The sequence below is a fragment of the Halorubrum sp. B52 genome, assembly GCF_059752555.1.
Map to the genome: position 1 here is coordinate 201,094 of NZ_MWTG01000007.1, position 24,442 is coordinate 225,535.

24 protein-coding genes are annotated in these 24,442 nt (G+C 70.9%); 15 read left to right on the top strand and 9 right to left on the bottom strand.

Features of this window, described 5'->3' with window-relative positions; genetic code table 11:
- Positions 1-13: 13 nt before the first annotated feature.
- Positions 14-163, bottom strand: a complete 150-nt coding sequence (locus B4V04_RS02495) for a hypothetical protein (RefSeq protein ID WP_498228874.1) — start codon at positions 161-163, stop codon at positions 14-16.
- Between the two features lie 81 nt (positions 164-244).
- Here B4V04_RS02495 and B4V04_RS02500 point away from each other — a divergent pair, with 81 nt between their 5' ends.
- Positions 245-550, top strand: coding sequence for a hypothetical protein (locus B4V04_RS02500; RefSeq protein ID WP_004595838.1), 306 nt, complete (start codon positions 245-247; stop codon positions 548-550).
- Positions 551-757: 207 nt separating this feature from the next.
- On the opposite strand, the gene B4V04_RS02505 is transcribed toward B4V04_RS02500, so the two are convergent.
- The 3 genes from B4V04_RS02505 to B4V04_RS02515 all read right to left on the bottom strand — a co-directional run bounded on the left by B4V04_RS02505 (position 758) and on the right by B4V04_RS02515 (position 4,680).
- The gene (locus B4V04_RS02505) at positions 758-3,025 is read right to left on the bottom strand and encodes a DUF7527 domain-containing protein (protein ID WP_498228876.1); all 2,268 of its coding nucleotides are present in this window, start codon (positions 3,023-3,025) and stop codon (positions 758-760) included.
- Positions 3,026-3,171: 146 nt separating this feature from the next.
- Positions 3,172-3,645, bottom strand: coding sequence for an NUDIX hydrolase (locus B4V04_RS02510; RefSeq protein ID WP_498228878.1), 474 nt, complete (start codon positions 3,643-3,645; stop codon positions 3,172-3,174).
- 63 nt (positions 3,646-3,708) lie between these two features.
- Complete coding sequence (locus B4V04_RS02515) at positions 3,709-4,680, bottom strand: transcription initiation factor IIB (protein WP_498228880.1); 972 nt, start codon at positions 4,678-4,680, stop codon at positions 3,709-3,711.
- Positions 4,681-4,990: 310 nt separating this feature from the next.
- Here B4V04_RS02515 and B4V04_RS02520 point away from each other — a divergent pair, with 310 nt between their 5' ends.
- Complete coding sequence (locus B4V04_RS02520) at positions 4,991-6,178, top strand: M24 family metallopeptidase (protein WP_498228881.1); 1,188 nt, start codon at positions 4,991-4,993, stop codon at positions 6,176-6,178.
- Between the two features lie 135 nt (positions 6,179-6,313).
- Positions 6,314-7,498 (top strand): MFS transporter, encoded by a 1,185-nt coding sequence (locus B4V04_RS02525; RefSeq protein ID WP_498229935.1) that lies wholly within the window; start codon positions 6,314-6,316, stop codon positions 7,496-7,498.
- Between the two features lie 32 nt (positions 7,499-7,530).
- On the opposite strand, the gene B4V04_RS02530 is transcribed toward B4V04_RS02525, so the two are convergent.
- Complete coding sequence (locus B4V04_RS02530; protein ID WP_092566076.1) at positions 7,531-7,767, bottom strand: DUF7120 family protein; 237 nt, start codon at positions 7,765-7,767, stop codon at positions 7,531-7,533.
- Positions 7,768-7,875: 108 nt separating this feature from the next.
- On the opposite strand from B4V04_RS02530, the gene B4V04_RS02535 reads away from it, so the two are divergent.
- The 12 genes from B4V04_RS02535 (at position 7,876) to B4V04_RS02590 (ending at position 20,806) form a co-directional block, all read left to right on the top strand.
- Positions 7,876-8,580 carry a helix-turn-helix domain-containing protein gene (locus tag B4V04_RS02535; RefSeq protein WP_498228883.1) on the top strand — a complete coding sequence of 235 codons (705 nt, stop codon included), beginning with the start codon at positions 7,876-7,878 and terminating at the stop codon, positions 8,578-8,580.
- A 219-nt stretch (positions 8,581-8,799) separates the two neighbouring features.
- Entirely contained in the window at positions 8,800-9,438 is a 639-nt protein-coding gene (locus B4V04_RS02540; RefSeq protein WP_498228885.1) for a hypothetical protein, read from the top strand.
- Complete coding sequence (locus B4V04_RS02545) at positions 9,438-10,142, top strand: QcrA and Rieske domain-containing protein (protein WP_498228886.1); 705 nt, start codon at positions 9,438-9,440, stop codon at positions 10,140-10,142. The genes B4V04_RS02540 and B4V04_RS02545 overlap by 1 nt, the downstream gene beginning before the upstream one ends.
- Positions 10,142-11,650 (top strand): cytochrome b, encoded by a 1,509-nt coding sequence (locus tag B4V04_RS02550; RefSeq protein ID WP_498228888.1) that lies wholly within the window; start codon positions 10,142-10,144, stop codon positions 11,648-11,650. The genes B4V04_RS02545 and B4V04_RS02550 overlap by 1 nt, the downstream gene beginning before the upstream one ends.
- Positions 11,643-11,843, top strand: a complete 201-nt coding sequence (locus B4V04_RS02555; protein ID WP_498228890.1) for a DUF8120 family protein — start codon at positions 11,643-11,645, stop codon at positions 11,841-11,843. The genes B4V04_RS02550 and B4V04_RS02555 overlap by 8 nt, the downstream gene beginning before the upstream one ends.
- Entirely contained in the window at positions 11,836-14,841 is a 3,006-nt protein-coding gene (gene narG / locus B4V04_RS02560) for a nitrate reductase subunit alpha (RefSeq protein ID WP_498228892.1), read from the top strand. The genes B4V04_RS02555 and narG overlap by 8 nt, the downstream gene beginning before the upstream one ends.
- Positions 14,838-15,917, top strand: a complete 1,080-nt coding sequence (gene narH, locus B4V04_RS02565; protein WP_498228894.1) for a nitrate reductase subunit beta — start codon at positions 14,838-14,840, stop codon at positions 15,915-15,917. The genes narG and narH overlap by 4 nt, the downstream gene beginning before the upstream one ends.
- Positions 15,907-16,758 (top strand): ethylbenzene dehydrogenase-related protein, encoded by an 852-nt coding sequence (locus B4V04_RS02570; RefSeq protein WP_498228896.1) that lies wholly within the window; start codon positions 15,907-15,909, stop codon positions 16,756-16,758. Before narH ends, B4V04_RS02570 begins: the two co-directional genes overlap by 11 nt.
- Positions 16,755-17,579: a molecular chaperone TorD family protein gene (locus B4V04_RS02575; RefSeq protein ID WP_498228898.1), complete on the top strand. Its 825-nt coding sequence runs from the start codon at positions 16,755-16,757 to the stop codon at positions 17,577-17,579. The genes B4V04_RS02570 and B4V04_RS02575 overlap by 4 nt, the downstream gene beginning before the upstream one ends.
- Positions 17,576-18,502 (top strand): DUF8068 family protein, encoded by a 927-nt coding sequence (locus B4V04_RS02580; protein ID WP_498228899.1) that lies wholly within the window; start codon positions 17,576-17,578, stop codon positions 18,500-18,502. Before B4V04_RS02575 ends, B4V04_RS02580 begins: the two co-directional genes overlap by 4 nt.
- Positions 18,499-19,335 carry a HEAT repeat domain-containing protein gene (locus tag B4V04_RS02585; protein WP_498228901.1) on the top strand — a complete coding sequence of 279 codons (837 nt, stop codon included), beginning with the start codon at positions 18,499-18,501 and terminating at the stop codon, positions 19,333-19,335. Before B4V04_RS02580 ends, B4V04_RS02585 begins: the two co-directional genes overlap by 4 nt.
- Before the next feature lie 103 nt (positions 19,336-19,438).
- The gene (locus B4V04_RS02590) at positions 19,439-20,806 is read left to right on the top strand and encodes a P-loop NTPase (protein WP_498228903.1); all 1,368 of its coding nucleotides are present in this window, start codon (positions 19,439-19,441) and stop codon (positions 20,804-20,806) included.
- 411 nt (positions 20,807-21,217) lie between these two features.
- Here the strand turns inward: B4V04_RS02590 and B4V04_RS02595 are convergent, their stop codons facing one another.
- The 4 genes from B4V04_RS02595 to B4V04_RS02610 all read right to left on the bottom strand — a co-directional run bounded on the left by B4V04_RS02595 (position 21,218) and on the right by B4V04_RS02610 (position 24,421).
- A complete protein-coding gene (locus B4V04_RS02595) occupies positions 21,218-21,820 on the bottom strand; it encodes a CDP-alcohol phosphatidyltransferase family protein (RefSeq protein WP_498228905.1) in 603 nt (200 codons plus the stop codon).
- Positions 21,821-21,842: 22 nt separating this feature from the next.
- Positions 21,843-22,397 (bottom strand): adenylate kinase family protein, encoded by a 555-nt coding sequence (locus tag B4V04_RS02600; protein ID WP_498228907.1) that lies wholly within the window; start codon positions 22,395-22,397, stop codon positions 21,843-21,845.
- Complete coding sequence (gene hisC / locus B4V04_RS02605; protein WP_498228909.1) at positions 22,394-23,488, bottom strand: histidinol-phosphate transaminase; 1,095 nt, start codon at positions 23,486-23,488, stop codon at positions 22,394-22,396. Before hisC ends, B4V04_RS02600 begins: the two co-directional genes overlap by 4 nt.
- A 189-nt stretch (positions 23,489-23,677) precedes the next feature.
- Positions 23,678-24,421, bottom strand: coding sequence for a fumarylacetoacetate hydrolase family protein (locus B4V04_RS02610; RefSeq protein WP_498228911.1), 744 nt, complete (start codon positions 24,419-24,421; stop codon positions 23,678-23,680).
- Positions 24,422-24,442: the final 21 nt, after the last annotated feature.

A 24,442-nucleotide genomic window follows, 5' to 3' on the forward strand; every position in this document is an offset into this window, starting at 1 on the left:
CCACGATTGTGGATCACTCGACACCGTGGTCGAGAGAGATATGCCCGTTCGTGTGATCGATCCCCGAACTCACTCGATCGGGGCGCCAGTCGCGGTCGAGGTGTGCGGCCGATTCGCGGACGTCGTCGGGGTCGAAGCGATCGAACACGTTAACTACTGCCACGTCAAATCGTGGGATCGAGCGACCCGGGGGCGGCCGCCGACAGCAACTTTTAAACCGGGGCATGACGAGTTAACATGTGCCATGATAGATCGACTAGAGAAGGAGGTAGACATGCTGGAACGACACCTCCAGGTCCTGCGGATGGTCATCGAGAACGAGCCGATCGGCATCGTGAAGATGTCGAACGAGACCGGCTACCCCCACCACAAGGTCCGCTACTCGCTGCGCGTGCTCGAGGAGGAGAACCTCATCGAGCCGTCCAGCCAGGGCGCCATCACCACCGAACGGACCCACGAGTTCGTCGACGAACTCGACGAGAAGCTCGACGAGACGGTCGAGAAGCTCGGCTCCATGCGGATCGACGACGCCGCCGAACTCGAGAACTGACCGCCTCCGTTCGTACGCACCGCCGGCCGCGAGTCTGCGTTTTGATCTCGGGTCACCGCAGCGACTACTGTCGCGCGCCACGAACACGATCGCCCGTCGTCGGTCCCTCGCGATCGCCCGCCAGCGTTCGTCCCTCCCGCTCTCCGTTCCCTCCCGCTCTCCGTTCGGTCTCACCGGTCGCCGATTTCCGCCGCGAACGCGACCGCGCTACAGGTCGGGGACCGTCATGTGGAAGCCGCCGTCGCGGGCCTCGACCAGACAGAGGTGATACCCCTGCTTGCGCGAGAGCTTCACGAAGCTGGCGCGCTTCGACCGACTGAACAGCCCGCCGCCGACCGCGTCGCTCGCGGTCTCTAACGCGCCCGGCTCGAAGAAGCTCTCCGTCACCGCGAACGCCGCCGCGAACGAGTCGTTCGACTCGGCGATGTCGCGGCCGTTGCCCACGAGCGACTCCAGCGTCCCCTCGGCGGTCGGGTCCCGGCTGTCGTTGAGGTCGGCGACGAACAGCGGGTTCCCCATCCGGTCGCGCAACACGAGGTCGAAGGTGCGCTGCTCGCGCGTCTCCTCGCCGTTCTCCCGGATCGCTATCGACACCGACCCGCCGATCTCCGCGCGGTCGATCTCGGGGATCGCGTCGTACAGGTCGCGGAGGACGCTCTGGTTGCCCGTCCCGCTCACCTCGAACGGGAGGTCCTCGACGAGCCACCGGGTGAACCCGTACTCGATCGTGTCCCGCAGGAACTCCTCGTACGGCCGCCCGTCGACCGCGAGCCCGTCCGTCTCGAAGCTCGTGTGGTGCTCGATCCGCAGGTTCTCGCGGAGCGCCTCGCGGTCGACCGCCCCGTCGTGCGCGTCCTCCAGCGTTGCGCCGCCCTTGGAATCGTACCTGACGAAGAGGTTCGTCCCGCTCCGCGCCTCCGCGGGCGAGAGCGAGCGGTCGCTCTCGGGGAGCCGGTCGCGGGCCGCGGCGAGCTCGTCGGCCAGCCGGTCGCGCTCATCGCGGAGCGCCGAGAGCTCCGACTCCAAGCGGTCGACCTCGGCGGCCAGCTCGTCGCGCGCCCCCTCCAACTCGTTCCGATCCGCGGCGACCTCCTCTAACTCCGCCGCTAGCGACTCGCGCTCCCGCTCGGACTCCTCCAGTGCGCTCTCGAGCTGCCGGAGCCGCTCCTGCCGCCGCCCGTCGTCGCGCGACCCGCCTGAGCCCCGCGAGCGCTGCGACACGGCGGTCCGGTTCGAGCCAGCCTCGTCGGTCGACCGCGGCTCCGGCGAGTCGTCGTCCGTGGACTGCCCGGCCCGCTCTGCCCCCTCGCGGCGCGCGGCGCCGTTCGACCCCCGGGACTGTCGGGAGCCGCGGGCGGAATCCTCCTCGCTACCGTTTCGGCCGTCCGGCGGGTCGCTCGCCTCGGACGGGTCCAACGCGGGGATCGACTTCTGCTCGCGCCACTGCTCCTCCTCGGAGAACACGTCGTCGTTCGGGTGGGGTTCGCCCTCGGACCGGTCCGAGTCGATCGAGACAGCGGTCGCGGCGGGGGGCTCGCTGTCGTCGGGTCCGTCAGTCTCGCCCGCGTCTTCGGGGTCCGCCGCCGCCTCGTCCGTGCCGGCGTCGACGTCGATCGCCGCCCCGTCCACGTCTTCGGGCGACGGACGGTCGCCGTCGCTGGATTCGGTCTCGGCCCGAGCGCCGGGGATATCGCGGCTCTCGTCCGTCGCCCCGCTCCCGGCGACCCCGGGTCGCCCGGGGTCCCGGTCGACACCGTCCGCTTCGGCGTCGGCGGGGTCGTCGGACGCGTCGTCGGATGCGGCGTCGTCCCGGTTCGGGTCGACTTCGAGGCCCGCCGCGTTCGACGATCCCGCCGACTGGCCCTCGCCCGCCGCGACGTCCGGCTCCTCGTCGTCCGCGGGGGCGGCCCCGGAAACGGCGGGTTCCGCGTCGTCCCCGGCGGGGATCTCGCGGACGTCCAGGTCGACCTCGTAGACCGTGTAGATGCCGACCTCGTCGTCGGCCAGCGAGAACGCCTGCTCGCCCGTCTCCAGCCGCCGTGAGTTGCCGACGTAGGCGGCGGCCATCGACTCGCCCGCCGTGTACGTGACGTAGTAGTCGCCCGAGAGCACGTTCTCCGACAGCTCGACGTAGCCGGTGAACCCGCCCTGCGAGAGCTTGCGGTCCGCCTCCGAGAGCGGGGTGTCGTTCGTGTAGTACTGCGCCCGCGGCTCGCCGCCCCGCTCCTGCATGGCGAATAGGACCGGAAGGACCCCCTCGGGGGCCTCGTACAGGGTGCCCGAGGCCTCCGCGAAGTCGTCCAGGTCGCCGTCGGCCGCCCCGACGACGCGCCCCTCGAACACGAACAGCCACGCCGTGCCGTCCGTCACCGCGCCGGAGAACCCGCGGTCGACGAGGCCCCCGAGCTCGGCGAACCCGCCCGAGAACTCGCGGGCGTCCCACCCGGTGATCTCCGATCGTCGCTCTGCGTCCATCTTGGTTCATGTCGCCTGCAACGACCCAAATACCTTCCGGACCGTGAGACGACCGTCTGACGCCGATCGAACGGGGATCCGCGGCGGTCGACCCCCGCGCGGACCGGCGGTCTCTCGGGCCCGCGGCTCGTCGAGCCGTCGCCCGACTACGCGTCGTCGACGGCCGCGATCGCCTCGCGACCGAGCTCGATCACGTCCGGCTGCAGGTCGCTCGCGGCCAACTCTGCCGGGTCGTACCAGCGCCACGCGTCCGGGTCGACCTCGTCGTCGCCGCCCGGCGCGATCTCGCGGGAGTCGACGCGGGCGAAGTAGAGGTGATCGACGTGCTGGTGGCCCACCGACCCGTCCTCGTGGACGTTGATGTCGTGGAGCATGAGGTGGGCCGGCTCCGGGAGGCCGCGCGTGTTCGGCCCCTCGACCGCCGACTCGGTCGCGACCAGTTCGGCGCGTAGGCCGGTCTCCTCGCGGACCTCGCGGAGCGCCGCTTCGTGGGGCAGCTCGTCGCGGTCGACGTGGCCGCCCGGCGGGAGCCGGATACCGAGCCGGTCGTGGGCGTGGAGCGCGGTCGCGCCGTCGTTGACGACGTACGTCGTCGCGGTGAAGTGACGGGTGGTCTCCATACGCGCCGCTCGGCCCGCGAGGGTTTGTGCGTTCGGAAAAACGGCGGGCGTCGACGGGTCGGTTCAGTTCAGCGCGACGCCGTCCTCGGCCTCCAACAGCTCGTGGTAGCGGTTCCGGATGGTGACCTCGCTGATGTTCGCCACGTCGCTGACCTCGCTCTGCGTCACCTTCTCGTTGACCAGCAGGGAGGCGGCGTAGACGGCGGCGGCCGCGAGACCGACCGGCGACTTACCGGAGTGGATCCCCTGCGACTTCGCGGTGTCGAGCAGCGACCGAGCGCGGCGCTCGGCCTCGTCGGAGAGGCCGAGGTCGCTCGCGAACCGCGGGACGTAGCTCTCGGGGTCCGCGGGCTGGATCTCCAGCTTGAGCTCGCGGACGACGTAGCGGTACGTCCGGGCGATCTCGTCCTTCTCGACGCGGGAGACGGCCGCGATCTCGTCGAGCGAGCGCGGCGTGCCCGCCTGCCGGGCGGCCGCGTACAGCGACGCGGTCGAGACGCCCTCGATGGAGCGGCCCGGCAGGAGGTCCTCGTCGAGCGCGCGGCGGTAGATGACGGAGGCGGTCTCGCGGACGTTGTCCGGGAGGCCGAGCGCCGAGGCCATCCGGTCGATCTCGCCGAGCGCCTGCTTCAGGTTCCGTTCCTTGGAGTCGCGGGTGCGGAACCGCTCGTTCCAGGTGCGGAGCCGCTGCATCTTCTCGCGCTGCCGGCTGGAGAGGGACTTCCCGTAGGCGTCTTTGTCCTGCCAGCCGATGTTCGTCGAGAGCCCCTTGTCGTGCATCATGTTCGTCGTCGGGGCGCCGACGCGCGACTTGCTGTCCTTCTCCTTGGAGTCGAACGCGCGCCACTCCGGCCCGCGGTCGATCTCGTCCTCCTCGACGACGAGCCCGCAGTCGACACAGACAGTCTCGCCGTGCTCCGTGTCGGTCGCGAGCTGGCCGCCGCACTCGGGACATCGCAGTTCCTCCTCGGACGACTCGGTCTCCTCCTCGTCGTCGACGTGCTCCGCCGTGTACGTTCGAACGTTTTCGCTCATTGGTTGGTTCAAATGGAGGGAACGAGGGGACCGAGAGACGCGTCTCGGTTGTTTTCCTCACTAACGGATAAGGACCGAACGAATTTAAATGTTCGCGTTGATTTCGGTTCTGAAAATCAACGGAAGAGGGGATCTCGAACGGCGTTACGCCGCTATTAGCGGGTATACCGGCTCTGTTCGTCGGCGTCGGTCTCGACTCGCCGAGTCGGCGATCGCTACTATATAGATATTTCGTGACAGACTGCGGATCGCCGCCCAGCCGACGTTCCGCGAGGGCAACCGATTTGGGCCTCGCCCGAGCACCTCGCGTATGAACCGGACACGCCTCGAAGAGACGCTCTCCGCCGTCGACACGGACGGGTACCTGCTCGACGCGTCACAGGAGGACGCGAACCAGCTGTACCTCTCCGGGTTCACCGGCCCGGACCCGTTCCTGACGCTGTACGCCGACGGCGAGGTCCACGTGCTCGTCTCCGGGCTGGAGTACGGGCGAGCGAAGGCGGAGGCCGCCGCCGACACCGTCGAGCGCCACGCCGACTACGACTACGAGTACGGCGGCCGCGAGGAGCGGTACGACATGTACGCCGAGTTCGTTCGCGACAAAGGCGTCGAGTCGGTGTCGATGCCGCCCCGCGGCCCGGTGGGCACCGCCGACGCGATGCGCGAGCGCGGCGTCGACGTCGCGGTCGACGGCGACGATCTCCTCGTCGAGGTCCGAGCCGTGAAGACCGACGAGGAGGTCGACGCGATCCGCGACGCGCAGCGGGCGAACGAGGCGGCGATGCGCGCCGCCGAGGAGCTGCTGGCGAGCGCGGAGGTCGCCGGCGAGGACGCGCCCGCCGACGGCGACGCCGAGCCCGGGGCGCTCCTGCTCGCGGACGGCGAGCCGCTCACCAGCGAGCGCGTCGCCGAGGAGATCGAGGTGACCCTGCTCCGTCACGGCTGCGCGCTCGACGAGACGATAGTCGCCGGCGGCGCGCAGGCGGCCGATCCCCACGACCGGGGGTCGGGTCCGCTACGGGCGAACGAGGCGATTATCATCGATATTTTCCCGCGGTCGAAGGCGACGAAGTACAACGCCGACATGACCCGGACGTTCTGCGTCGGCGAGCCGCCGGCCGCGCTCCGCGAGCGGTACGACCTCACCGAGCGCGCGCTCGGCGCCGCGCTCGACGCGGTCGAGCCGGGCGCGACCGGCGAGGACGTCCACGCCGCGGCCTGCGAGGTGTACGAGGAGGCCGGCGAGCCGACGTTCCGCACCGACCCCGAGACCGAAACGGGGTTCATCCACTCGACGGGCCACGGGATCGGCCTCGACGTCCACGAGTCGCCCCGCCTCGCGAGCGGCGGCGGCGAGCTGGAGCCCGGCCACGTGATCACCGTCGAGCCGGGGCTGTACGACCCCGACGTCGGCGGCGTCCGGATCGAGGACCTCGTCGTCGTCACCGAGGACGGGTACGAGAACCTCACCGAGTACCCGATCGCGTTCGAGGTCTGAGGGGGCCCGGTGGTCGGGTCGGCGGGGCCGCGATCGACGCGGACGGCGGGGCCGCCCGACGACCGGTCCCACACCGCACTCGGCCCGACTGGCCGCGATCGCAACCCGCTTTGACCCCGGTCGAGAACGGTGCCCGTGAACTGGCGGTACCGGCACACGGCGCTCGCCCTCTGCACGCTCGCGTTCACCGCGACGATGGTCGCGCGGCTGGCGATCAGCCCGCTGGTCCCGCAGATCACGGCGCGGTTCGGCGTGACGAACGCGACGGTCGGCCTCGCGCTCTCCGGGATGTGGCTGGCGTACGCGCTGGCGCAGTTCCCCTCCGGGGTGCTCGGCGATCGGTACGGAGAGCGCGCCGTCATTCTGACCGCGGTCGGCGCCACCGCGGTCGCCTCCCTCCTCATCGCCGTCTCGCCGTCGATCGCCGTCTTCATGCTGTTCACCGTGGCCCTCGGCGCGGGCGCCGGGCTCCACTACTCGGTGGCGACGACGTTCCTCGCCAAGCAGTTCGACGACATCGGTCGGGCCATCGGCGTCCACGTCGCCGGCGGACCGATCGCCGGGCTCGCCGCGCCGCCGCTCGCCGCGCTCGTCGGCTCCCGGTACGGCTGGCGCGCCGGGATCCTCCTCGGCGTCGCCGTCGCGGTGCCCGTGTTCGCCCTGTTCGCGTGGCGGGTGCGCCCCACCGAACCGGTCCGCCCCGGCCAGGCGATGCGCGAGCGGTTCGAGCTCGGGTCCCTCGTCGAACTGCTCTCGCGGCCGCCGATCCTCTACACGACCGCGCTGGCGACGATGGGCGCGTTCACGTGGCAGGCGACCGCCTCCTTCCTCCCGACGTTCCTCGACGTCGGGAGCGGCCTCTCGACCGCGCTGTCGGCGCTGCTGTTCTCGCTGTACTTCCTCGTTCACGGCGGGACCCAGCCGGTCACGGGCTCGCTCTCCGACCGATTCGGGCGGGACGTGACGGCCATGGGCACGATGAGCGCGGGGATCGTCGGCTACGGGCTCCTCGTCGCGACGGCGCGGTTCGACCTCGGGCTCGGGCCGACCGTCGCGGCCGTCTGCCTCGTCGGCGTCGCGATGTCGTGGGGCGCGCCCGTCCAGTCGCGGTTCATGGACCTGCTGTCGGACGCGGAGCGCGGCGCCGGCTTCGGTCTCGTCCGGACGGCCTACATGGTGCTCGGTGCGTCCGGCAGCGTCGTCGTCGGGTCCCTCTCCGAGGTCGCGGGGTGGGGGGCCGCGTTCGGCCTGCTCGCGGGCGTGATGGCGCTCGGGCTGGTCACGCTGCTCGCGAACCGGGCGCTGAGACTGGGCTACTGACGGGAACGGGAGCGGCGGAAAAACGGGGGCGCCTACAGCCGGTCGTCTTCGAGGCTACCGGGGTCCTCGGCGGTGTCGAACATGTTGTTCTCCGCGCCGTCGAGCATCTCGTCGCGCGGTTCGTCGTCGACGACGCTCACGTTGTACGCCTCGATGCCTGAGGCGATCAGGTCCTCAGCGGCCTGTTCCTCGGAGACGAACTCCTGGTCGGCGAGCTGCTGGAACTCCGCGTAGACGTCGTCCGAGAGGTTCAGTTCGAAGGTCGGCATACCCCTCCGTTCCGGCCGGACGCTTTTAAGCGTTCCCTCGCCGGTGACCGGCGCGCCGAGCGAACGGACTCCAATTTTTTTGACGTCCCCGCCGTACGCGCAACCACCGTGACCGACACGATCCAGGTCCAGTTGGCGGCCGCCACCTGCGATCGCTGTCCCGTGGCCGCGCTGTCGGAACGGACCGCCCTGCGAGACGTCCGGGTCGATCCCGTCGACGAGCGCGTGGACTTCGTCGCGGACGAGCCCCCGGCCGACCCGCCGAGCGAACTGGAGCTGCTGGAGTTCGCCGGCGAGACCCACGGGCGCTACGACCTCTCCACGGCTCGCGACCGCGAGCCCGATGAGTCTGCCGGGTCCGTCCCAGGCGAGGCCGACGCCGGCGAGCGCGACGGCGACGAGTGCGGCGCCTGCGCGTGCCACGGGTTTCCGCCCGCGTTCGCCAGCTTCCCGGTGTCGCCCCGCGAGGCGCGGATCGACGACGGCGAGCTGCTCGCCACGTTCGTGCTGACCGGGTACGGTGAGCTGCAGGCGATCGTCAACGCGTTCGGCGCGGCGGAGGTCCGGCAGATCCTCGTCGACCGGGACGCGACCGACGGACGCCCGGACGTGGCCCCGGTCGACCTCTCCGGGGTGACTGAGCGGCAGGCGACCGTCGCCGCCGTCGCGGTCGAGGAGAGGTACTTCGATCCGGACGGCGCCTCGGCCGACGAGATCGCGGCCGACCTCGACCTGGCCAAGTCGACCGTGTCGGAGCACCTCCGGATCGTGACCGCGAGCGTGCTGTCGCAGGTGTTCGGAGACGACTCTTAAACCACCGAATAGTTCGGGAGTAGCTAGTTGTCCGCTTCCGGTCGTACGTTACGGTGTGTCACGGCCCTGAACATCGGAAGCGACGCCGACCGGGCGGGTGGCGTCCGCCGAGGTATCGAGAGCTCACGAGCGTTCGCCGCGGTCGACGACGGGCCGGCGCCGCGGGACCGCGGTCGTGCCGCCGAGCCGGCTCACCGACACGAGACACCTCACACACCTATGGACAGACGAACGATCGCCGTTCTCCTCATCGTGCTCGCCGTGCTGCTGCCGACGTGGTACGTCGGACTGCACGGCGAGCCGCCGTCGGAGGAGGTCCGGATCGACCAGAGCGTGAGCGAGATGCAACCGCTGGAAGGGTTCGTCGACGCGCCGAACAAGCTCTCGCCGAGTCAGGTCGGCGTGATCGTCTGGGTCGCCCTGCTGGGGCTCCTGGGAGCCATGGCGTTCTTCCACCGCTTCATGAATCGGGCCGCACGGCCCGACGCGAGCGGTGGGGGCCCGAGCGATGCCGGCGGCGCAGAGGACGCGACCGCCACCGACGGCGGCGGGGTCGACGGACCGCCGGCAGATGGGGTGAAGCGGGCGACGTTCCCCTGGTTCGAGACGGAGGACCGGTGGGTCGTCGAGTACCACGACGCGAGCGACGCCATCGAGGGGCTCGTCGCGATGGGCGGGCTCACCGTCCTCGCCATCGCCTTCTCGGCGCTGCTCACCGCCGAGTATCTCACCTTGGCGCGCACCCAGTACTTCGGCGTGTACGCCTTCGGGCTGTTCATGTCGCTGCTGGGCTCGACGGTGTCGTACTACGCCTGGTTCATGCCCCACGTCGAAGTCGCCGAACGGAGGGACCACTGATGGGAGACGACGCGAACGACCGACGACCGACGGGAGACGGAACCGATACCCGGCCGAGGGGGGAGACCGAACTGTGCGACGCCTGTCCCGAGAACGACGGCGGCGCCGCGGTCGACCCGAGCATCTACCGCCCGTTCTGGGCGGACGCGCGCGCCGAGCTCGAGCGCCGCGACTACGCGAAGATCCTCGCGACGGTGGGCGGGGTCACGGCGGTCGGGAGCCTCGCCGCGCCCGTCGCGGGGCTCACGCGGGTGTTCGACCGTAAGTATCAGGGGCCGGTGTACGAGGACGGAATTCCCCTCGTCGACGATGCGGGCGAGCGGATCGCGGAGGACCGCATCGCGCCCGGCGAGCAGCTCACGGTGTTCCCGGAGCCCCGCCCGGGGATCGAGGACGCCCCGACGCTGCTCGTGCGCTTCGAGGAGTCGGCGTACGGCGACCAGGTGCGCGACGAGTACACCGTGGGCGGGTACGCCGCGTTCTCGAAGGTGTGTACCCACGCCGGCTGTATGGTCGACGACCGCGACGGCGACGTGCTCGTCTGCCCGTGTCACTCCGGGCGGTTCGACCCGTTCACGGGCGCACGGGTCGTCGGGGGACCGCCGCCGCGGTCGCTGCCGCAGCTTCCGATCACGCTCTCGGGCGACGGCTACCTCGTCGCGACCGGGGACTTCCAGGGGCCGGTCGGCCCCGGGGGAGAGTGATGTCCCGTATCGACGCCGCGACCGAGCGGGCGGAGTCCGCCTACGACTGGGTCGACTCGCGGCTGGACCTGGAGGACGCGAGCGACTTCCTCGGGAAGGCGTTCCCCGCGGAGGACTCCTTCCTCCTCGGCGAGGTCGCGCTGTTCTGTTTCGGGATCCTCGTCGCGACCGGGACGTTCCTCGCGTTCTTCTACGAGCCGAGCACGACCGCCGTCGAGTACGGCGGGAGCGTCGTGCAGTACCAGGGCGAGGAGCTGCCGGCGGCGTTCACGAGCGTCCTCTACATCACCTACGACGTGCCGTTCGGAATGTTCCTGCGGCGCATGCACCACTGGGCGGCACACCTGTTCGTCGCGTCGATCGCCCTGCACATGCTCCGCGTGTTCTTCACCGGGGCGTACCGCAACCCGCGGGAGCCGAACTGGCTCGTCGGGACCGGCCTCGCCGGGCTGGCGATGTTCGCGGCCTACACCGGCTACTCGCTCCCGTACGACGAGTTCGCGAGCACGGCGGTCGGGATCGGGTACAACGTCGCCGCCTCGGTCCCGATCGTCGGGGACCCGCTCGCGAGCATCGTCTTCGGCGGCGAGTTCCCGACGAGCGCGACGATCCCGCGGCTGTTCTTCCTGCACGTCTTCCTCATTCCGGCCGCGATCGCCGGGCTCATCGCCGTCCACATGGCCATCCTCATCCGGCAGAAACACACCGAGGCGCGGCGCGACGGGGACGTGGTCGCCGCGGGGCCGGAGGGCGGCGCCCCGAACGCGAGCGGGAAGGCGCCGAGCGGGAGCGGAGACGCCGAGGCGACCGACGGCGGCGCGCGCCTGATCGACCGCGACGACGACCGCGTCGTGATCGGGCTCCCGGCGTTCCCGAACCAGGCCGCGGTGAGCGCGGTCGTGTTCTTCCTCACGATGGCCGTGCTCTCGCTGCTCGCCGGGCTGCTCCCGGTCCACAACATCGCCGAGTACGGCCCGAACGACCCGGCGTCGACGCCGGCGCTCGTCATGCCGGACTGGTTCCTGATGTGGGGGTACGGATTCTTAAAGCTCACACCCTCGTGGATGAGCTTCGACGTCCTCGGGATCCACGTCAGCTCGGAGTTCGTCGGCGGCCTGCTCCTCCCGAGCCTGGTGTTCGTCGCCGTCGCGGTCTGGCCGTTCGTCGACCGCGCGGAGGAGCCGGAACACTTCACGCGGAACTACCTCGACCGACCGTTCCCGACCGCGGTCGGGATCGTCGGCGTCACGCTCGTCATGGTCGCGTCGATCGCCGGCATGGACGTGATCCTCGCCGAGATCCTCGGCACGTCGACGGCCGTGCTCAGGCCGTACCTGATCGCGGCGATCGTGCTCGTCCCCGCCGCGGCCGGCACCCTCACCTACGCGGTCCTCGGCGGCTTCGGCGGCGGTTCGGAGGGGGGACCGCCCCCGACGGACGAGGAGGGGCCGACGGAGTCGAGGGACGACGGAGAGCCGTCGCGAGCGGGGGGATCTAACGATGACTGAGTCGAGCGGCGGCCGACCGACGGAGCTGTCGCCGCGTCGGTACCGATGGGCGGATCGTGCGACGAAACTGGCCGGCGTGGGGCTGATCGCCGCCGGGCTCGACGCGGGCGGCGGCACGCCTGCGGGCGTCGCGTTCGCGCTCCTCGGCGTCGCGCTCGGCCTCGCGACCGTTTTCCTTTCCAAACATGACTGACACGACAGACACGACGAACGAATCGACACGCGACGGGGGCGGCACCGCGCGCCGCGACTTCCTGAAAGGGGTCGGAGCGGCGGCCGCCGTCGGCGCCACCGGCTTGGGCTCCGCGCAGGAGCTCACGGAAATGACCGCTCTGGAGGTCGTCGACGACCCGATCGGGAACTACCCGTACCGCGACTGGGAGGACCTCTACCGCGAGGAGTGGGACTGGGACGGCAAAGCCCGTTCGACGCACAGCGTCAACTGCACCGGGAGCTGCTCGTGGCAGGTGTACACGCGGAACGGACAGGTGTGGCGCGAGGAGCAGGCCGGCGATTACCCGCGCTTCGACGAGTCGCTCCCCGATCCGAACCCGCGCGGCTGTCAGAAAGGCGCGTGTTTCACCGACTACGTGAACGCCGACCAGCGCGTCACGCACCCGCTCCGCCGGACCGGCGAGCGCGGCGAGGGGAAGTGGGAGCGGATCTCCTGGGACGAGGCGCTCACGGAGATCGCCGAGGAGGTCATCGACGCCGTCGAGGACGAGGAGTACGACGCGATCAGCGGCTTCACGCCGATCCCGGCGATGAGCCCGGTGTCGTTCGCCTCCGGGAGCCGCCTCATTAACCTCCTCGGCGGCGTCAGTCACTCCTTCTACGACTGGTACTCCGACCTCCCGCCGGGACAGCCGATCACGTGGGGAACCCAGACCGAGAACGCCGAGAGCGCGGACTGGTACAACGCCGACTACATCATCGCGTGGGGGTCGAACATCAACGTCACGCGGATCCCCGACGCGAAGTACTTCCTCGAAGCCGGCTACAACGGCGCCAAGCGCGTCGGGATATTCACCGACTACAGCCAGACGGCGATCCACTGCGACGAGTGGCTCGGCCCGGAGCCCGGCAGCGACACCGCGCTCGCGCTCGGGATGGCCCGCACCATCGTCGACGAGGGACTGTACGACGAGGAGCATTTACAAGAGCAGACGGACATGCCGCTGCTCGTCCGCGAGGACACCGGGAAGTTCCTCCGGGCGAGCGAGGTGTCCGGGCTGAGCGTCGACGCCGACCGCCCGGAGAAGGTGTTCGTCATGCAGGACGCCGACGGGACCCTCCGTCCCGCCCCCGGATCGCTCGGCGAGCGCGACGGACAGTACGACGACTCGGTGAGCATCGAGCTCGACTTCGACCCGGAGCTCGCCGCCGAGCGCACGGTTCGGACGACCGACGGCGCGGTCGAGACCCGGTCCGTCTGGCTGAACCTCCGCGACGAGCTGTCGGAGTACACCCCCGAGCGCGTGAACGAGATCACCGGCGTCGGCAGGCAGACGCACCAGAAGATCGCCCGCGAGTTCGCCGGGGTCGACCGCGCGAAGATCATCCACGGCAAAGGGGTCAACGACTGGTATCACAACGACCTCGGCAACCGGGCGATCCAGCTGCTCGTCACGCTCACGGGGAACCTCGGTCGACAGGGGACCGGCCTCGACCACTACGTCGGCCAGGAGAAGATCTGGACGTACAACGGGTGGCAGAAGCTCTCGTTCCCGACCGGCAGCGTTCGCGGCGTCCCGACGACGCTGTGGACGTACTACCACGCCGGGATCATGGAGAACACCGACCCGGACACCGCGGCGAAGATCCGGGAGTCGATCGATAAGGGATGGATGCCGCTGTACCCGAGCGAGCGCGACGACGGCAGCCGCCCGGACCCGCGGGTGATGTTCGTCTGGCGCGGGAACTACTTCAATCAGGCAAAGGGGAACATCGCCGTCGAGGAGGAGCTGTGGCCGAAGCTGGACCTGATCGTCGACGTCAACTTCCGGATGGACTCGACGGCGCTCAACAGCGACATCGTCCTGCCGACGGCGAGCCACTACGAGAAACACGACCTCTCTGCGACGGACATGCACACCTACGTGCACCCGTTCACGCCCGCGGTCGAACCGCTGGGCGAGTCGAAGACGGACTGGCAGATCTTCCGCGATCTCGCCGCGAAGATCCAGGAGCTGGCCGCGGAGCGCGGCACGGATCCGGTCGACGACCGCAAGTTCGACCGACAGATCGACCTCCAGTCGGTCCACGACGACTACGTTCGGGACTGGCTCGACGGCGAGCCCGGCGCGCTCGAGGAGGACAGGGCGGCCTCGGAGTTCATCCTAGAGAACTCCGAGGAGACGAACCCCGAGGGAACCGACGAGCAGATCACGTTCGACGACATCGACGAACAGCCGCGCCGGCTCCTCGAAACCGGCGACCACTGGTCGTCCGACATCGAGGAGGGCGAGGCGTACTCCCCGTGGAAGAACTACGTCCAGGACAAGAACCCGTGGCCGACGTTCACCGGTCGCCAGCAGTACTACATCGACCACGACTGGTTCTTGGAGCTCGACGAGCAGCTCCCGACGCACAAGGAGGCGCCGGTGTTACAGGAGAAGTCGGAGTACCCGCTCGGCTACAACACGCCGCACAGCCGCTGGTCGATCCACTCGACGTGGCGCGACAACAGCAAGATGCTCCGGCTGCAACGCGGCGAGCCGATCGTCTTCCTCAACCCCGAGGACGCCGAGGAACGCGGGATCGAGGACGGCGACACCGTGCGGGTGTACAACGACCTCGACTCGGTCGAGGTGCAGGCGAAGATCTACCCGAGCGGAGAGCCCGGTACGGTCCGGCACTTCTTCAGCTGGGAGCGGTTCCAGTACCCCGACCGCAACAACTTCAACTCGCTCGTGCCGATGTACATGAAGCCGACACAGCTCGTCCAGTACCCCGAGGACACCGGCGAGCACCTCCACTTCTTCCCGAACTACTGGGGACCGACCGGGGTGAACAGCGACGTCCGGATCGAGGTAGAGCCGGTCGAGGACGGGGCGGGCGACGACGCCGGATCGGTCGAAGGTGGCCTCAGTCTCGAACGAGCGAACGAACCCGAGCCGTCCGACTCGGGGTCGAACGCACGCGGCGCGTTGGGTCGCGTCTCGGACCTGCTCGGAGGTGACGGCCAATGAGCAAGACCGATGACGACGCGGTCCGGCAGACCGACGACGGCGACGTTCCGCTCGCGGAGGGCGTGGACCACCAGGTCGCGATGGTGATGGACCTGAACAAGTGCATCGGCTGCCAGACGTGTACGATCGCGTGTAAGACCAACTGGACCGAGTCCGGGGGGCGCGAGTACATGTACTGGAACAACGTGGAGACGAAGCCCGGCGCCGGCTACCCCCGCGACTGGGAGGAGCTGGGCGGCGGCTGGGACGAGGACGGCCAGTCGCGGACGCCCGGCGAGCTCCCGGAGCAGGAGGACTACGGTCGCGCCTGGGACTTCAACCACGAGGCGATCATGTACGAGGGGAGCGACGAGCCGCTCCGCCCCATGGAGAACGCCGACTGGGGGCCGAACTGGGACGAGGACGAGGGCGCCGGCGAGTACCCGAACTCCTACTACTTCTACCTCCCGCGTATCTGTAACCACTGCACGCACCCCTCCTGCGTCGAGGCGTGTCCCCGCTCGGCGATCTACAAGCGCGAGGAGGACGGGATCGTCCTCGTCGACCAGGACCGCTGCCGGGGCTACCGGTACTGCGTCGAGGGGTGCCCCTACAAGAAGGTGTTCTACAACGCGCAGACGAAGACCAGCGAGAAGTGCATCTTCTGTTACCCCCGGATCGAGGGCGAGGGCCCAGAGGGCGAGGTGCGACCGCCCTCCTGCGCCGAGGACTGTCCGCCGCAGCTCCGACACGTCGGCTTCCTCGACGACGAGGACGGCCCGATCCACAAGCTCGTCAACGAGTACGAGGTCGCCCTGCGGCTCCACCCCGAGTACCGGACGGAGCCGAACGTCTACTACATCCCCCCGTACGCACCGCCGCAGACGTCGGAGAACGGCGAGACGGTGAACGCCAACCGGATCCCGCGCAACTACTTAGAGGAGCTGTTCGGGCCGGGAGTCGAGGCGGCGCTCAACACGATCACCCGCGAGCGGGAGAAGGCCGAGCGCGGCGAGGAGAGCGAGCTCATGGAGATCCTCTCGACCGTGAACAACGACGACCAGTACCGGCTTGAGGTGTTCGACGATGACGGCTGACGACGCGGGGGCCGGCGGCGGACTGGGCTCCCGGGAGCTCGCCGTGGCGGCCGCGCTCGCGCTCGCCGTCGTGGCCGCGGCCGCGGCGTTCCCGGCGATCGTCGACGCCCGCGCGGCCTACGAGATCCCGGTCGAACAAGAGGCGAGCGCCGGCGACCTCGCGGAGCCGACCGGGGACGCGTGGCAGACCATCGAGGCCGTGGACGTCCCGATGAGCAGCACCGGCGCGGCGGTGCCGGGCGGCTCCGACACCACCGTCGAGTCCGTCCGGGTCGCGGCCGCGCGGACCGACGAGCGGCTCTACCTCAAGCTGTCGTGGAGCGACCCCACGGCGAACGCGTCGACGGACTCGCTTCGGGCGTTCGCCGACGCCGCCGCGATTCAGCTGCCCGTCTCCGCGGAGTCGCAGCCGCCGATCGCGATGGGGTCGACCGACAACCGGGTGAACGTCTGGTACTGGAACGCCGCGGACGGGACGGAGTCGCTGCTCGCCGGCGGCGCCGGGAGCACGACGCGAATCCCGGAGTCGGCGGTGGAGACGACCGCGACGCACACCGGCGACCGGTGGACCGTCGTGTTCTCCCGGCCGCTCTCCGCCGACCGCGCGAACGTGACCGATGTCGATCCGAACCGGGACATGAACGCCGCGTTCGCGGTCTGGGAGGGCTCGAACGGCGAGCGGTCCGGTCAGAAGGCCGCCAGCGAGTGGTACTACCTCTCGCTCGGACAGAGCGACGGGGCGAGCCCCTACGAGACGGTGCTGTGGGCGATCGCCGGAGTAGCCATCGTGATGACCACGCTCGTGACCGTCGAGGGCATCCGCCGGACGAGGGGTGAGTGACCGTGTCGGAGCCGATCTCCGGACGGGATAGCTCCCAACTCGACGGGGAGTTCCCCACCGACGCGATCGACGAGGAGGCCGCGGCACGAGGGAGCGTCTACGCGCTCGCGGCGACGGCGTTCGCCGAGCCGAGCCAGGGCGTCTACGAGCGGTTCGCGGACGGCTCGCTCGACGAGGCGATGGCGACGCTCGTCGACCGGACCGGTCTCGACGTCGACCCGCCCGACCTGACCGTCGAGGAGGACCGCGAGACGCTCGCGGCCCGGTACAACGACCTGTTCGTCATCGGCTACTCCGAGGTGATCGACGGGACCGACGGAACGGTCGAGAACCAGGGACCGCCGGTGTCGCTGTACGAGTCGACGTACCGCTCGGACGTGTCGTGGAACGACGTGAACCTCGACCTCGCACGAGCGTACGAGCACTTCGGGTGCGAGATCGGCGGCGACGAGCGCCGCCACCACGACCACGTCCGGCTGGAGGCCGAGTTCGCGGGGTACCTCTGTCGGCTGGCCGCCGCGAGCGACGGCGGCGCCGTGACCGCCAACGGCGACGGCGACTCGCCGGAAGACGCCGAGCCGGCCGGCCTTGAGCGCGCGCGACTCGACTTCCACGACCGCCACCTCTCGGTCCTCGCGTCGGGGCTCCGCAGCGGCCTCGACGCGGAGCCCGGGACGAGCGTCTACGGTCACCTCGCGCGGTTCCTCGACGCCTTCGTCGCCGCCGACGTCGACGATCTCGCGGACCGGCTCGACGCCGGCGCCGGGGGCGAACGCGAGCACGCGGGCGCTGACGGTCCGGACGGGGGTGAGCGCCAGTGAGCTCACCGACCGAGCGTGCGACCGCGCGAGCGACCGCGCCGGGGCTCCCCGACCGCCTCGGCGGTCGCGTGGGCTCGATCGGCCTGCTCGTCGCAGTCGGCGTCGGCGTCGCGACCGCCGTCCGCGTGCTGTACAACGCGCCGTTCGAGCCGGTCGCGTTCCCGTCCGGGCTGGTTCCGGCCGCGGGAACGGTCGCGGCGCTCGTGAGCGGTGTCGCGCTCGCGGTCGTCGCGCTCTCGGCCGACCGCCTCGCGGTCCGCGTCGGGCTTCTGTTCGCCGGGGTGTTCGGCGTGCTCGCGACGGTCTCCGACGCGGCGGTCGCCGCGTCGGCAGTCGCGATTCCGGCCGGCGCGGCGCTCGCGTTCGGCCGCGCGCTGGGCCCGCCCGCGACGTACTTCGAGCTCCGCCGCGGAGTCCTCGCGCTGGCGTTCGGGCTCGCCGTCGGGCTCTCGCTCGCCGCGACGACCGGGATCGTCGGGTCCGCCTTCCGAGCGGCCGGATCACTCGCCTTCCTCGGAGGGATGACGCTGCTCGCCGTGCGGGTCGAAGGCGACCCGGTCGCGCTCGTCGCCGGCGCGGTCGCGTTCGCCGGCGTCGCCGCGGCGAGCGCCGCCGCGCCGTACGTCACCGGGAGCGCGCTGCTCGTCGGGTTCGCCGTCGTCGGAAGCCCGCACCTGCTCGTCGCGACCGCGGCGTTCGGGGGGGTCGCGGCCGCAGTCGCCGGACTCCGCGAGGGCGACGCGTGGCTCGCCGTCGGCGCGGTCCTCCTGCTGCTCGCGGGCGTCCCGGCGACGCCGGGGACCGCGACCGCTGTCTGTCTCGGCGCCGCGCTCGCGGCCCTCGACGCCGAGGAGGCCCTCGGCGGACCGGGCGCGCCGGATTCGGCGGGTCCGACGACCGAAGCGGGGGTGAGCGCCCGATGAGGGATCCCGACGAGGCGACGGACGGACCGACTGACCCCCGCGTCCACCCCGAGGAGAGCCCGGGATTCGGCGAGGAGCCGGACGGGCTCGAGGACATCGAGGTGAGCCGCGACGTGACGATCGGCGACGCGAGCCCCCGAGAGCTCCAGGCGACGGACACGGCGCCGCTCCGCGGAACGGACACGGCCGCGAAGGTCGAGGACCTCGTCGACGGCGACCCGGTCGAGCGCCGGCGGGCCGCGCTGGCGCTCGGCGAGGGACGACCCACCGAGGCCGCCGTCGACGCGCTGATCGAACACGGCCTCGCCGACGCCGACGCCGACGTGCGCCAGTTCGCGGTCGAGGCGCTCGGAGAGCTCGGCGGCGAGCGGGCGGGCGAGGCCGCGGTCGCGGCGTGCGACGACCCCGACCCCTGGGTCCGGGCCGAGGCGGTCGTCGCGCTCGACCGGATCGACCGCGGCGAACACGCGGCGACCGTCGAGGCGGCGCTCGACGACGAGCACCACGCGGTCGTCAGGAACGCGATGGTGTCGCTGTTCAAGCGCCGCGGCGAGGCGCTGCGCCCCGTCCTACTGGAGCTGTCGCACGCGGAGAGCGAGCGGCTCAGGGAGTGGGCCGTCCACCTGCTCGCGGGCGTCGACGACGAGCGCGCGACCGCCCGCCTCGAAGCCGTCGCGGGCGACGAGAGCGAGCCCAAGGTCGTTCGGAGCACCGCCGCCCGCGCGCTCGACGCCGACCCGGGGAAGTTCCGGCGGCAGTTCAGCGGCGGCACCGAGAACGACAGCGCCGACCTGCCCGGCGAGAGCACCCTCAACCGCCGGCCGGACCTGTGAACCGCTTTCGTCCGCCGACGCCGACTTCGCGGACGCGGACCGTCGCGCCGACACCGACTTCGCGGACGCGGACCGCCGTGCGGACGCCGACCACCATCCCATCATGACAGACCCAACCGTTGACACGCCCGACGACGCGGACGCCGACGACGAACCGACCGACAGCGAATCGCCCGCCGACGCCGTGGAGGCGGCGCTCCGGAAGGTCCGCGACCCGGACGCCGGCGTGAGCGTGTTCGAGGCGGGGGTCGTCGAGGACATCGAGATCGCCGACGGGACCGCGACGATCACCGCGGACCTGCGGGAGTTCCCGCGAGACGCGGCCGAGCGGGTGTCGGGCGCCATGGTCCGGGCCGCCTCGGACGCGACCGGCGTGTCGAACGCGCGCGTCGAGCAGGTCGATCCCAGTCCCGACCTCGACGGCCGGTCCGCGGGGATGGGAACCGCGGACCGGGTGATCGCGGTCGCGAGCACGAAGGGCGGCGTCGGGAAGACGACGGTCGCGACGACGCTGGCGTGCGCGCTCGCGGCCGGGAGTGGCGGCGACGGTGAGGACGTCGACGCGGATGGTGGCGACGCGGAGGACGCCGACGGCGACGAGGCCCCGTCAGTGGGGCTGTTCGACGCCGACATCTACGGACCGAACGTCCCCGAGGCGGTCGACGCGAGCGGCCCCGTCTACAGCGACGACGACGGGAACCCCGTCCCGGTCGACGCCGGCGGGCTGGAGGTGATGAGCGTGGGGCTCCTCTCGGACGACGGCCCGCTCGCGTGGCGGGGCGCGATGGCCCACGACGCGCTCTCGGACCTGTTCGAGACCGCCGCCTGGAGCGACCCGGACACGGTCGTCGTCGACATGCCGCCGGGGACGGGGGACGTGGCGCTGACGACCCTCCAAGAGGTGCCCGTCGACGGCGTCGTCCTCGTCACGACGCCGTTCCACGCGGCCGTCTCCGACACGGCGCGGGCGCTGGAGCTGTTCGAGGAGAACGACGTGCCCGTGCTCGGCGTCGTCTCGAACATGGGGGAGTTCGTCTGCGAGGAGTGCGGCACGCCCCACGACCTGTTCGGCGGCGACGACCCGATCGAGGCCCTCGACGTCCCGGTGCTCGCGGAGCTCCCGTTCGACCCGGAGCTGCAGTCGACACCGGCGCCCCGGGCCGACGCACTTCCCGAGCACGCGGCGGACTTAGCGGCCGCCGTCGACGAGCGGTACGAAGACGTCTGGACGGTCGACCCGCCGGCGGACGCCGTCGACCTGCGCGGGCTCGATCCGGAGACGCGTAAGGAGCGCGTCGAGAGGCGGTTCCGCGAGCTCGACTCCGGCGAGGAGTGTTTCATCGTGAGCGACCGCGACCCGGCGCCCGTCCGGGGGTTCCTGATCGACCTGATCGACGCCGAGGCGCTCCCAAGCTTCCGCGTCAAGCGACAGAACCCGGAGACGTGGTTCGCGCGGGCGACGCGGCCGTAATCGCCCGTCTCGTTTCTGTCGGACGTATTCGTGAGTGAGGCGTTCTCCACCGGTCCCGATCGGCACGGCCACGGCGGCGATCGCTTATAAGGAGTAGATGCGGTGGCGCGCGCCTCCGAGCGGCCGCCGATGGCGGCCGCAAGGAGCGCGTGCGAGGGAGGCGGCGGGCCGGCGCGGCTCCGCCCGCGCCGGGCCGTCCGCCGAGGCTGGGGGGGCGTGAGGCTGCGGTGCTATGTTGGTGGGGCTCAAAGGGCAGGCAACGAGAGAGCATCAGCGATCGAATGAGGTGCGCAGCGAGCGTGCGTCGCTCGCGTCGCCTGGGGCTTTGGACGTGTTCTCCCCAGAGTCGTCGACCAGGGATAAACAGCTGCATCATCACTCCGAGATTCGCACTCAGCTCGTCGCCCCGGTTTATAAATCGCTCCACGCGCCCAGGAACCGCTGGACCGCGGTCAGGTGCCCGACCGCGGCGAACAGCGCGAGCAGGAGCCCGACGACGTTCAGCCCGACGACGATCGGCGCCGAGTAGACGGCGGCGACGAGGCCGACGATACCCATCAGCGCGAGTCGGTCGGCCCGACCGAGGAGTCCGCCGTACTCGCGCCCGATCCCGACCGCCTGGATCTGGGTGCCCATGTACGAGGTCATCAGGACGCCGGTGACCGCGAGGAAGCCGAGGGCGTACGCCTCGATCCCGACGGTGAACCCCGCGATGATCGCGATGTCGGCGTACCGGTCGAGCACGTGATCGAGGAGGTCGCCGCCGTCCGAGGAGACCTCCAAGTGGCGCGCGAGCGCGCCGTCGACGAGGTCGAGCCAGCCGTTGAGCAGGACGCAGACCGCGCCGACGGCGTAAAACAGGGGATCGCCGACCGCGAACGCGCCCGCGGCCGCGACCGCGACGCCGAACGCGAGGACGCTCACCTGGTCCGGCGAGAGCCCGAGTCGGGCCGCGGCGCGCACCCACGGCCCGAGCAGGCGGTCCGCCACCGAGCGGTACTGGTCGAGGGTCATCTACCGTCCCGACCGTCGCGGGTCATATATAATCGATGAAGTCGACGGTGCCGGCGCTCGGGCCGCGCTCGCCCTCGATCGCGGCGCGGATCTCGTCGGCCACGGCCTCGGGGTCGCGGTCCGTCGTATCGATCTCGTACACGTTCTCCGTCCCGTGTTCCGCGACGGCCTCCGAGAGGATCACGTCGAGCGCCTCGCTCTCCGCGTTTTCCGCCGACGTCGACTCCGACTCCCCGCGCTCCCGGAGCCGCGTCTCGACCGTCTCCGGACGGCAGCGCAGGACGACGACGCGGTCGACGTCGAATCGGTGGGCGAGGTGGGAGTCGAGCACGCCCGACCAGTCGCCGAGGTGTTCCCGCACCGCGTCGAGGTCGGCGACGAGGGTGTCGCGGTCGGCGTCGCGCTCGGTCCAGAGGGCGTCGTCGTCCTTTATGAGGTCGTTGAGATGGATAACCTCGTATTCGTCCTCGAGCAATGCGGTCGCGGTCGACTTGCCTGTTCCGGGAGTGCCGGTGACGGCGACGCGGGCCGGGCGGGCGTCCGGATCGCTATCCGCCGCGGACGACTCCCCGCTCACGCTCGAACACCGAGCCCGAGGTCGGCGAGGGTCTCGTTGAGCCGCTCGACCGCCTCCCGGGTCTCCTCGCGGGTGCCGGTCGAGATCCGGACGTGGTTCGGCAGCCCGAACGAGGTGCAGTCGCGGATGATGACGCCGCGCTCCTGGGCCGCGTCGGCGACCCGCTCCGCGTCGCCGACCTCGGCGAGCACGAAGTTCCCCGCCGACTCGACGGTCGGCGCGTCGAGCTCGTCCGCGATGTACTCGCGGGCCCACCGCGCCGTCTCGACCGACTCCTCGACGTGCGCCTCGTCGTCGAGGGCGGCGAGCGCGGCCCGGCAGGCGAGCTCGTTCGCGGCGAACGGGGTGTTCACTCGGGCGTACGCCTCGCCCCACGCCTCGGGGACGACGCTGTACCCGACCCGGAGCCCCGCGAGACCGTACGCCTTCGAGAACGTCCGGAGCACCGCCACGTCGTCGCGCTCGTCGACGAGGGGGATCGCGCTGTCGACCGCGGCGAACTCGCCGTACGCCTCGTCGACGACGACGAGCGTCCCCTCCGCGGTCGCGTCCGCGATCGCCTCGACCTCGTCCAGCGGCATCGTCGACCCCGAGGGGTTGTGCGGGGAGGTGACGTAGACGATCCGCTCGCCGCCGTAGGCGGAAAGGACCGTTTCCGCGTCCTGCGCGAAGCCGTCGGCCGGGGAGAGGTCGTACTCCGTCACCTCGCCGTGGTGGTACCGGGCCGACATCCCGTAGTAGGCGAAGCCGGGCGTCGGGACGAGCACCTCGTCGCCCGGTTCCAGCGCGGCCCGCGCGAGGTAGTCGATCGAGCCGTCGGCGCCGGGCGAGACCCACACCTGCTCGGTCGCCACGCCCCACTTCTCCGCGATCTTCGCGGTGAGGTCCGTGTGCGAGGATTTCGGGTACTGATGGACGCGGTCGGCGTGCTCGCGGATCGCCTCGACCGCGGCCGGGCTCGGGCCGTGCGGGTTCTCGTTCGAGGAGAGCTTGATCAGGTCGTCGGGGTCGATCCCGCGCTCGCGGGCGACCTCCTCGACGCCCCGACCCGGGACGTACGGCGAGTGGTCCGAGAGATCGCGTGGTTGCATGCCCGTTCGTCCGGGACGGGCGCTCTTAAGGGTGGTTGAACGGGACGGCGTCGACGGCGGCCCCGCGCCACCGATTCCGCGAGCACGTAGCCCCCGCGTTCACCGGATGCGTCGCCCGCGCGTTCACCGGAAACCCGGTGTGCGACCGGGGCGCAGGGAGCGCCGGACGGCACGATCGTCGGCCGCCGGTCAGGGGACGCGCACGTCGTGTTCGAGCGTTCCCACGCCCTCGATCTCCACCTCGACGGTGTCGCCGTCGGCGAGCGCGCCGACGCCCTCCGGCGTCCCGGTCGCGATCACGTCGCCGGCCTCCAGCGTGAGGTACGTCGTGATCTCCTCGATCAGGGTCGGCACGTCGAAGATGAGGTGTTCGCGGTCGCTCGACTGCTTCGTCTCGCCGTTCACCCGGAGCTCGACGCTGGCGTCCGCGGGGACCTCGTCCGGGGTCGCCATCACCGGGCCGAGCGGCGCGGCGTTGTCGAACGCCTTCCCCCGCACCCAGTTCTGCTCGCGGTTCTGGTCGTCGCGGTTCGACACGTCGTCCATGCAGGTGAAGCCGGCGACGACGTCCATCGCGTCGTCGGCGTCGACCGCCTTGCACTGCTCGCCGATCACGACCGCCAGCTCCGCCTCCCAGTCGATCCGGTCTTTCCCCGCGGGGACGGTGACCGTGTCGCCGTGGCTCGCCAGCGCGTTCGGCGGCTTCAAGAAGAGAAGCGGCCGGTCCGGCACGTCGTTGCCGAGCTCGGCCGCGTGGTCGGCGTAGTTGCGTCCGATACAGACGATCTTCGAGGGGTCCGTCGGCGGGAGCACGTCGATCGCGGGGTCGTCGAGCGCGTACTCGTCGCCGCCGAAGGCGACGGTGTCGCTCTCGGGGTCGTAGGTGCCTTCGCGGATCGAGCCGGCCGGGTCGCGGAACCGTGCGTGGTGCATGTGCGAGCGATCGGGCGGGGT

Excerpts from the sequence above, each read along its gene's own strand:
- B4V04_RS02500 (WP_004595838.1), top strand. The coding sequence starts at position 245 with ATGATAGATCGACTAGAGAAGGAGGTAGACATGCTGGAACGACACCTC.
- B4V04_RS02505 (WP_498228876.1), bottom strand. The coding sequence starts at position 3,025 with ATGGACGCAGAGCGACGATCGGAGATCACCGGGTGGGACGCCCGCGAG.
- B4V04_RS02510 (WP_498228878.1), bottom strand. The coding sequence starts at position 3,645 with ATGGAGACCACCCGTCACTTCACCGCGACGACGTACGTCGTCAACGAC.
- B4V04_RS02515 (WP_498228880.1), bottom strand. The coding sequence starts at position 4,680 with ATGAGCGAAAACGTTCGAACGTACACGGCGGAGCACGTCGACGACGAG.
- B4V04_RS02520 (WP_498228881.1), top strand. The coding sequence starts at position 4,991 with ATGAACCGGACACGCCTCGAAGAGACGCTCTCCGCCGTCGACACGGAC.
- B4V04_RS02530 (WP_092566076.1), bottom strand. The coding sequence starts at position 7,767 with ATGCCGACCTTCGAACTGAACCTCTCGGACGACGTCTACGCGGAGTTC.
- B4V04_RS02540 (WP_498228885.1), top strand. The coding sequence starts at position 8,800 with ATGGACAGACGAACGATCGCCGTTCTCCTCATCGTGCTCGCCGTGCTG.
- B4V04_RS02545 (WP_498228886.1), top strand. The coding sequence starts at position 9,438 with ATGGGAGACGACGCGAACGACCGACGACCGACGGGAGACGGAACCGAT.
- B4V04_RS02550 (WP_498228888.1), top strand. The coding sequence starts at position 10,142 with ATGTCCCGTATCGACGCCGCGACCGAGCGGGCGGAGTCCGCCTACGAC.
- B4V04_RS02555 (WP_498228890.1), top strand. The coding sequence starts at position 11,643 with ATGACTGAGTCGAGCGGCGGCCGACCGACGGAGCTGTCGCCGCGTCGG.
- narG (WP_498228892.1), top strand. The coding sequence starts at position 11,836 with ATGACTGACACGACAGACACGACGAACGAATCGACACGCGACGGGGGC.
- narH (WP_498228894.1), top strand. The coding sequence starts at position 14,838 with ATGAGCAAGACCGATGACGACGCGGTCCGGCAGACCGACGACGGCGAC.
- B4V04_RS02570 (WP_498228896.1), top strand. The coding sequence starts at position 15,907 with ATGACGGCTGACGACGCGGGGGCCGGCGGCGGACTGGGCTCCCGGGAG.
- B4V04_RS02585 (WP_498228901.1), top strand. The coding sequence starts at position 18,499 with ATGAGGGATCCCGACGAGGCGACGGACGGACCGACTGACCCCCGCGTC.
- B4V04_RS02590 (WP_498228903.1), top strand. The coding sequence starts at position 19,439 with ATGACAGACCCAACCGTTGACACGCCCGACGACGCGGACGCCGACGAC.
- B4V04_RS02595 (WP_498228905.1), bottom strand. The coding sequence starts at position 21,820 with ATGACCCTCGACCAGTACCGCTCGGTGGCGGACCGCCTGCTCGGGCCG.
- hisC (WP_498228909.1), bottom strand. The coding sequence starts at position 23,488 with ATGCAACCACGCGATCTCTCGGACCACTCGCCGTACGTCCCGGGTCGG.
- B4V04_RS02610 (WP_498228911.1), bottom strand. The coding sequence starts at position 24,421 with ATGCACCACGCACGGTTCCGCGACCCGGCCGGCTCGATCCGCGAAGGC.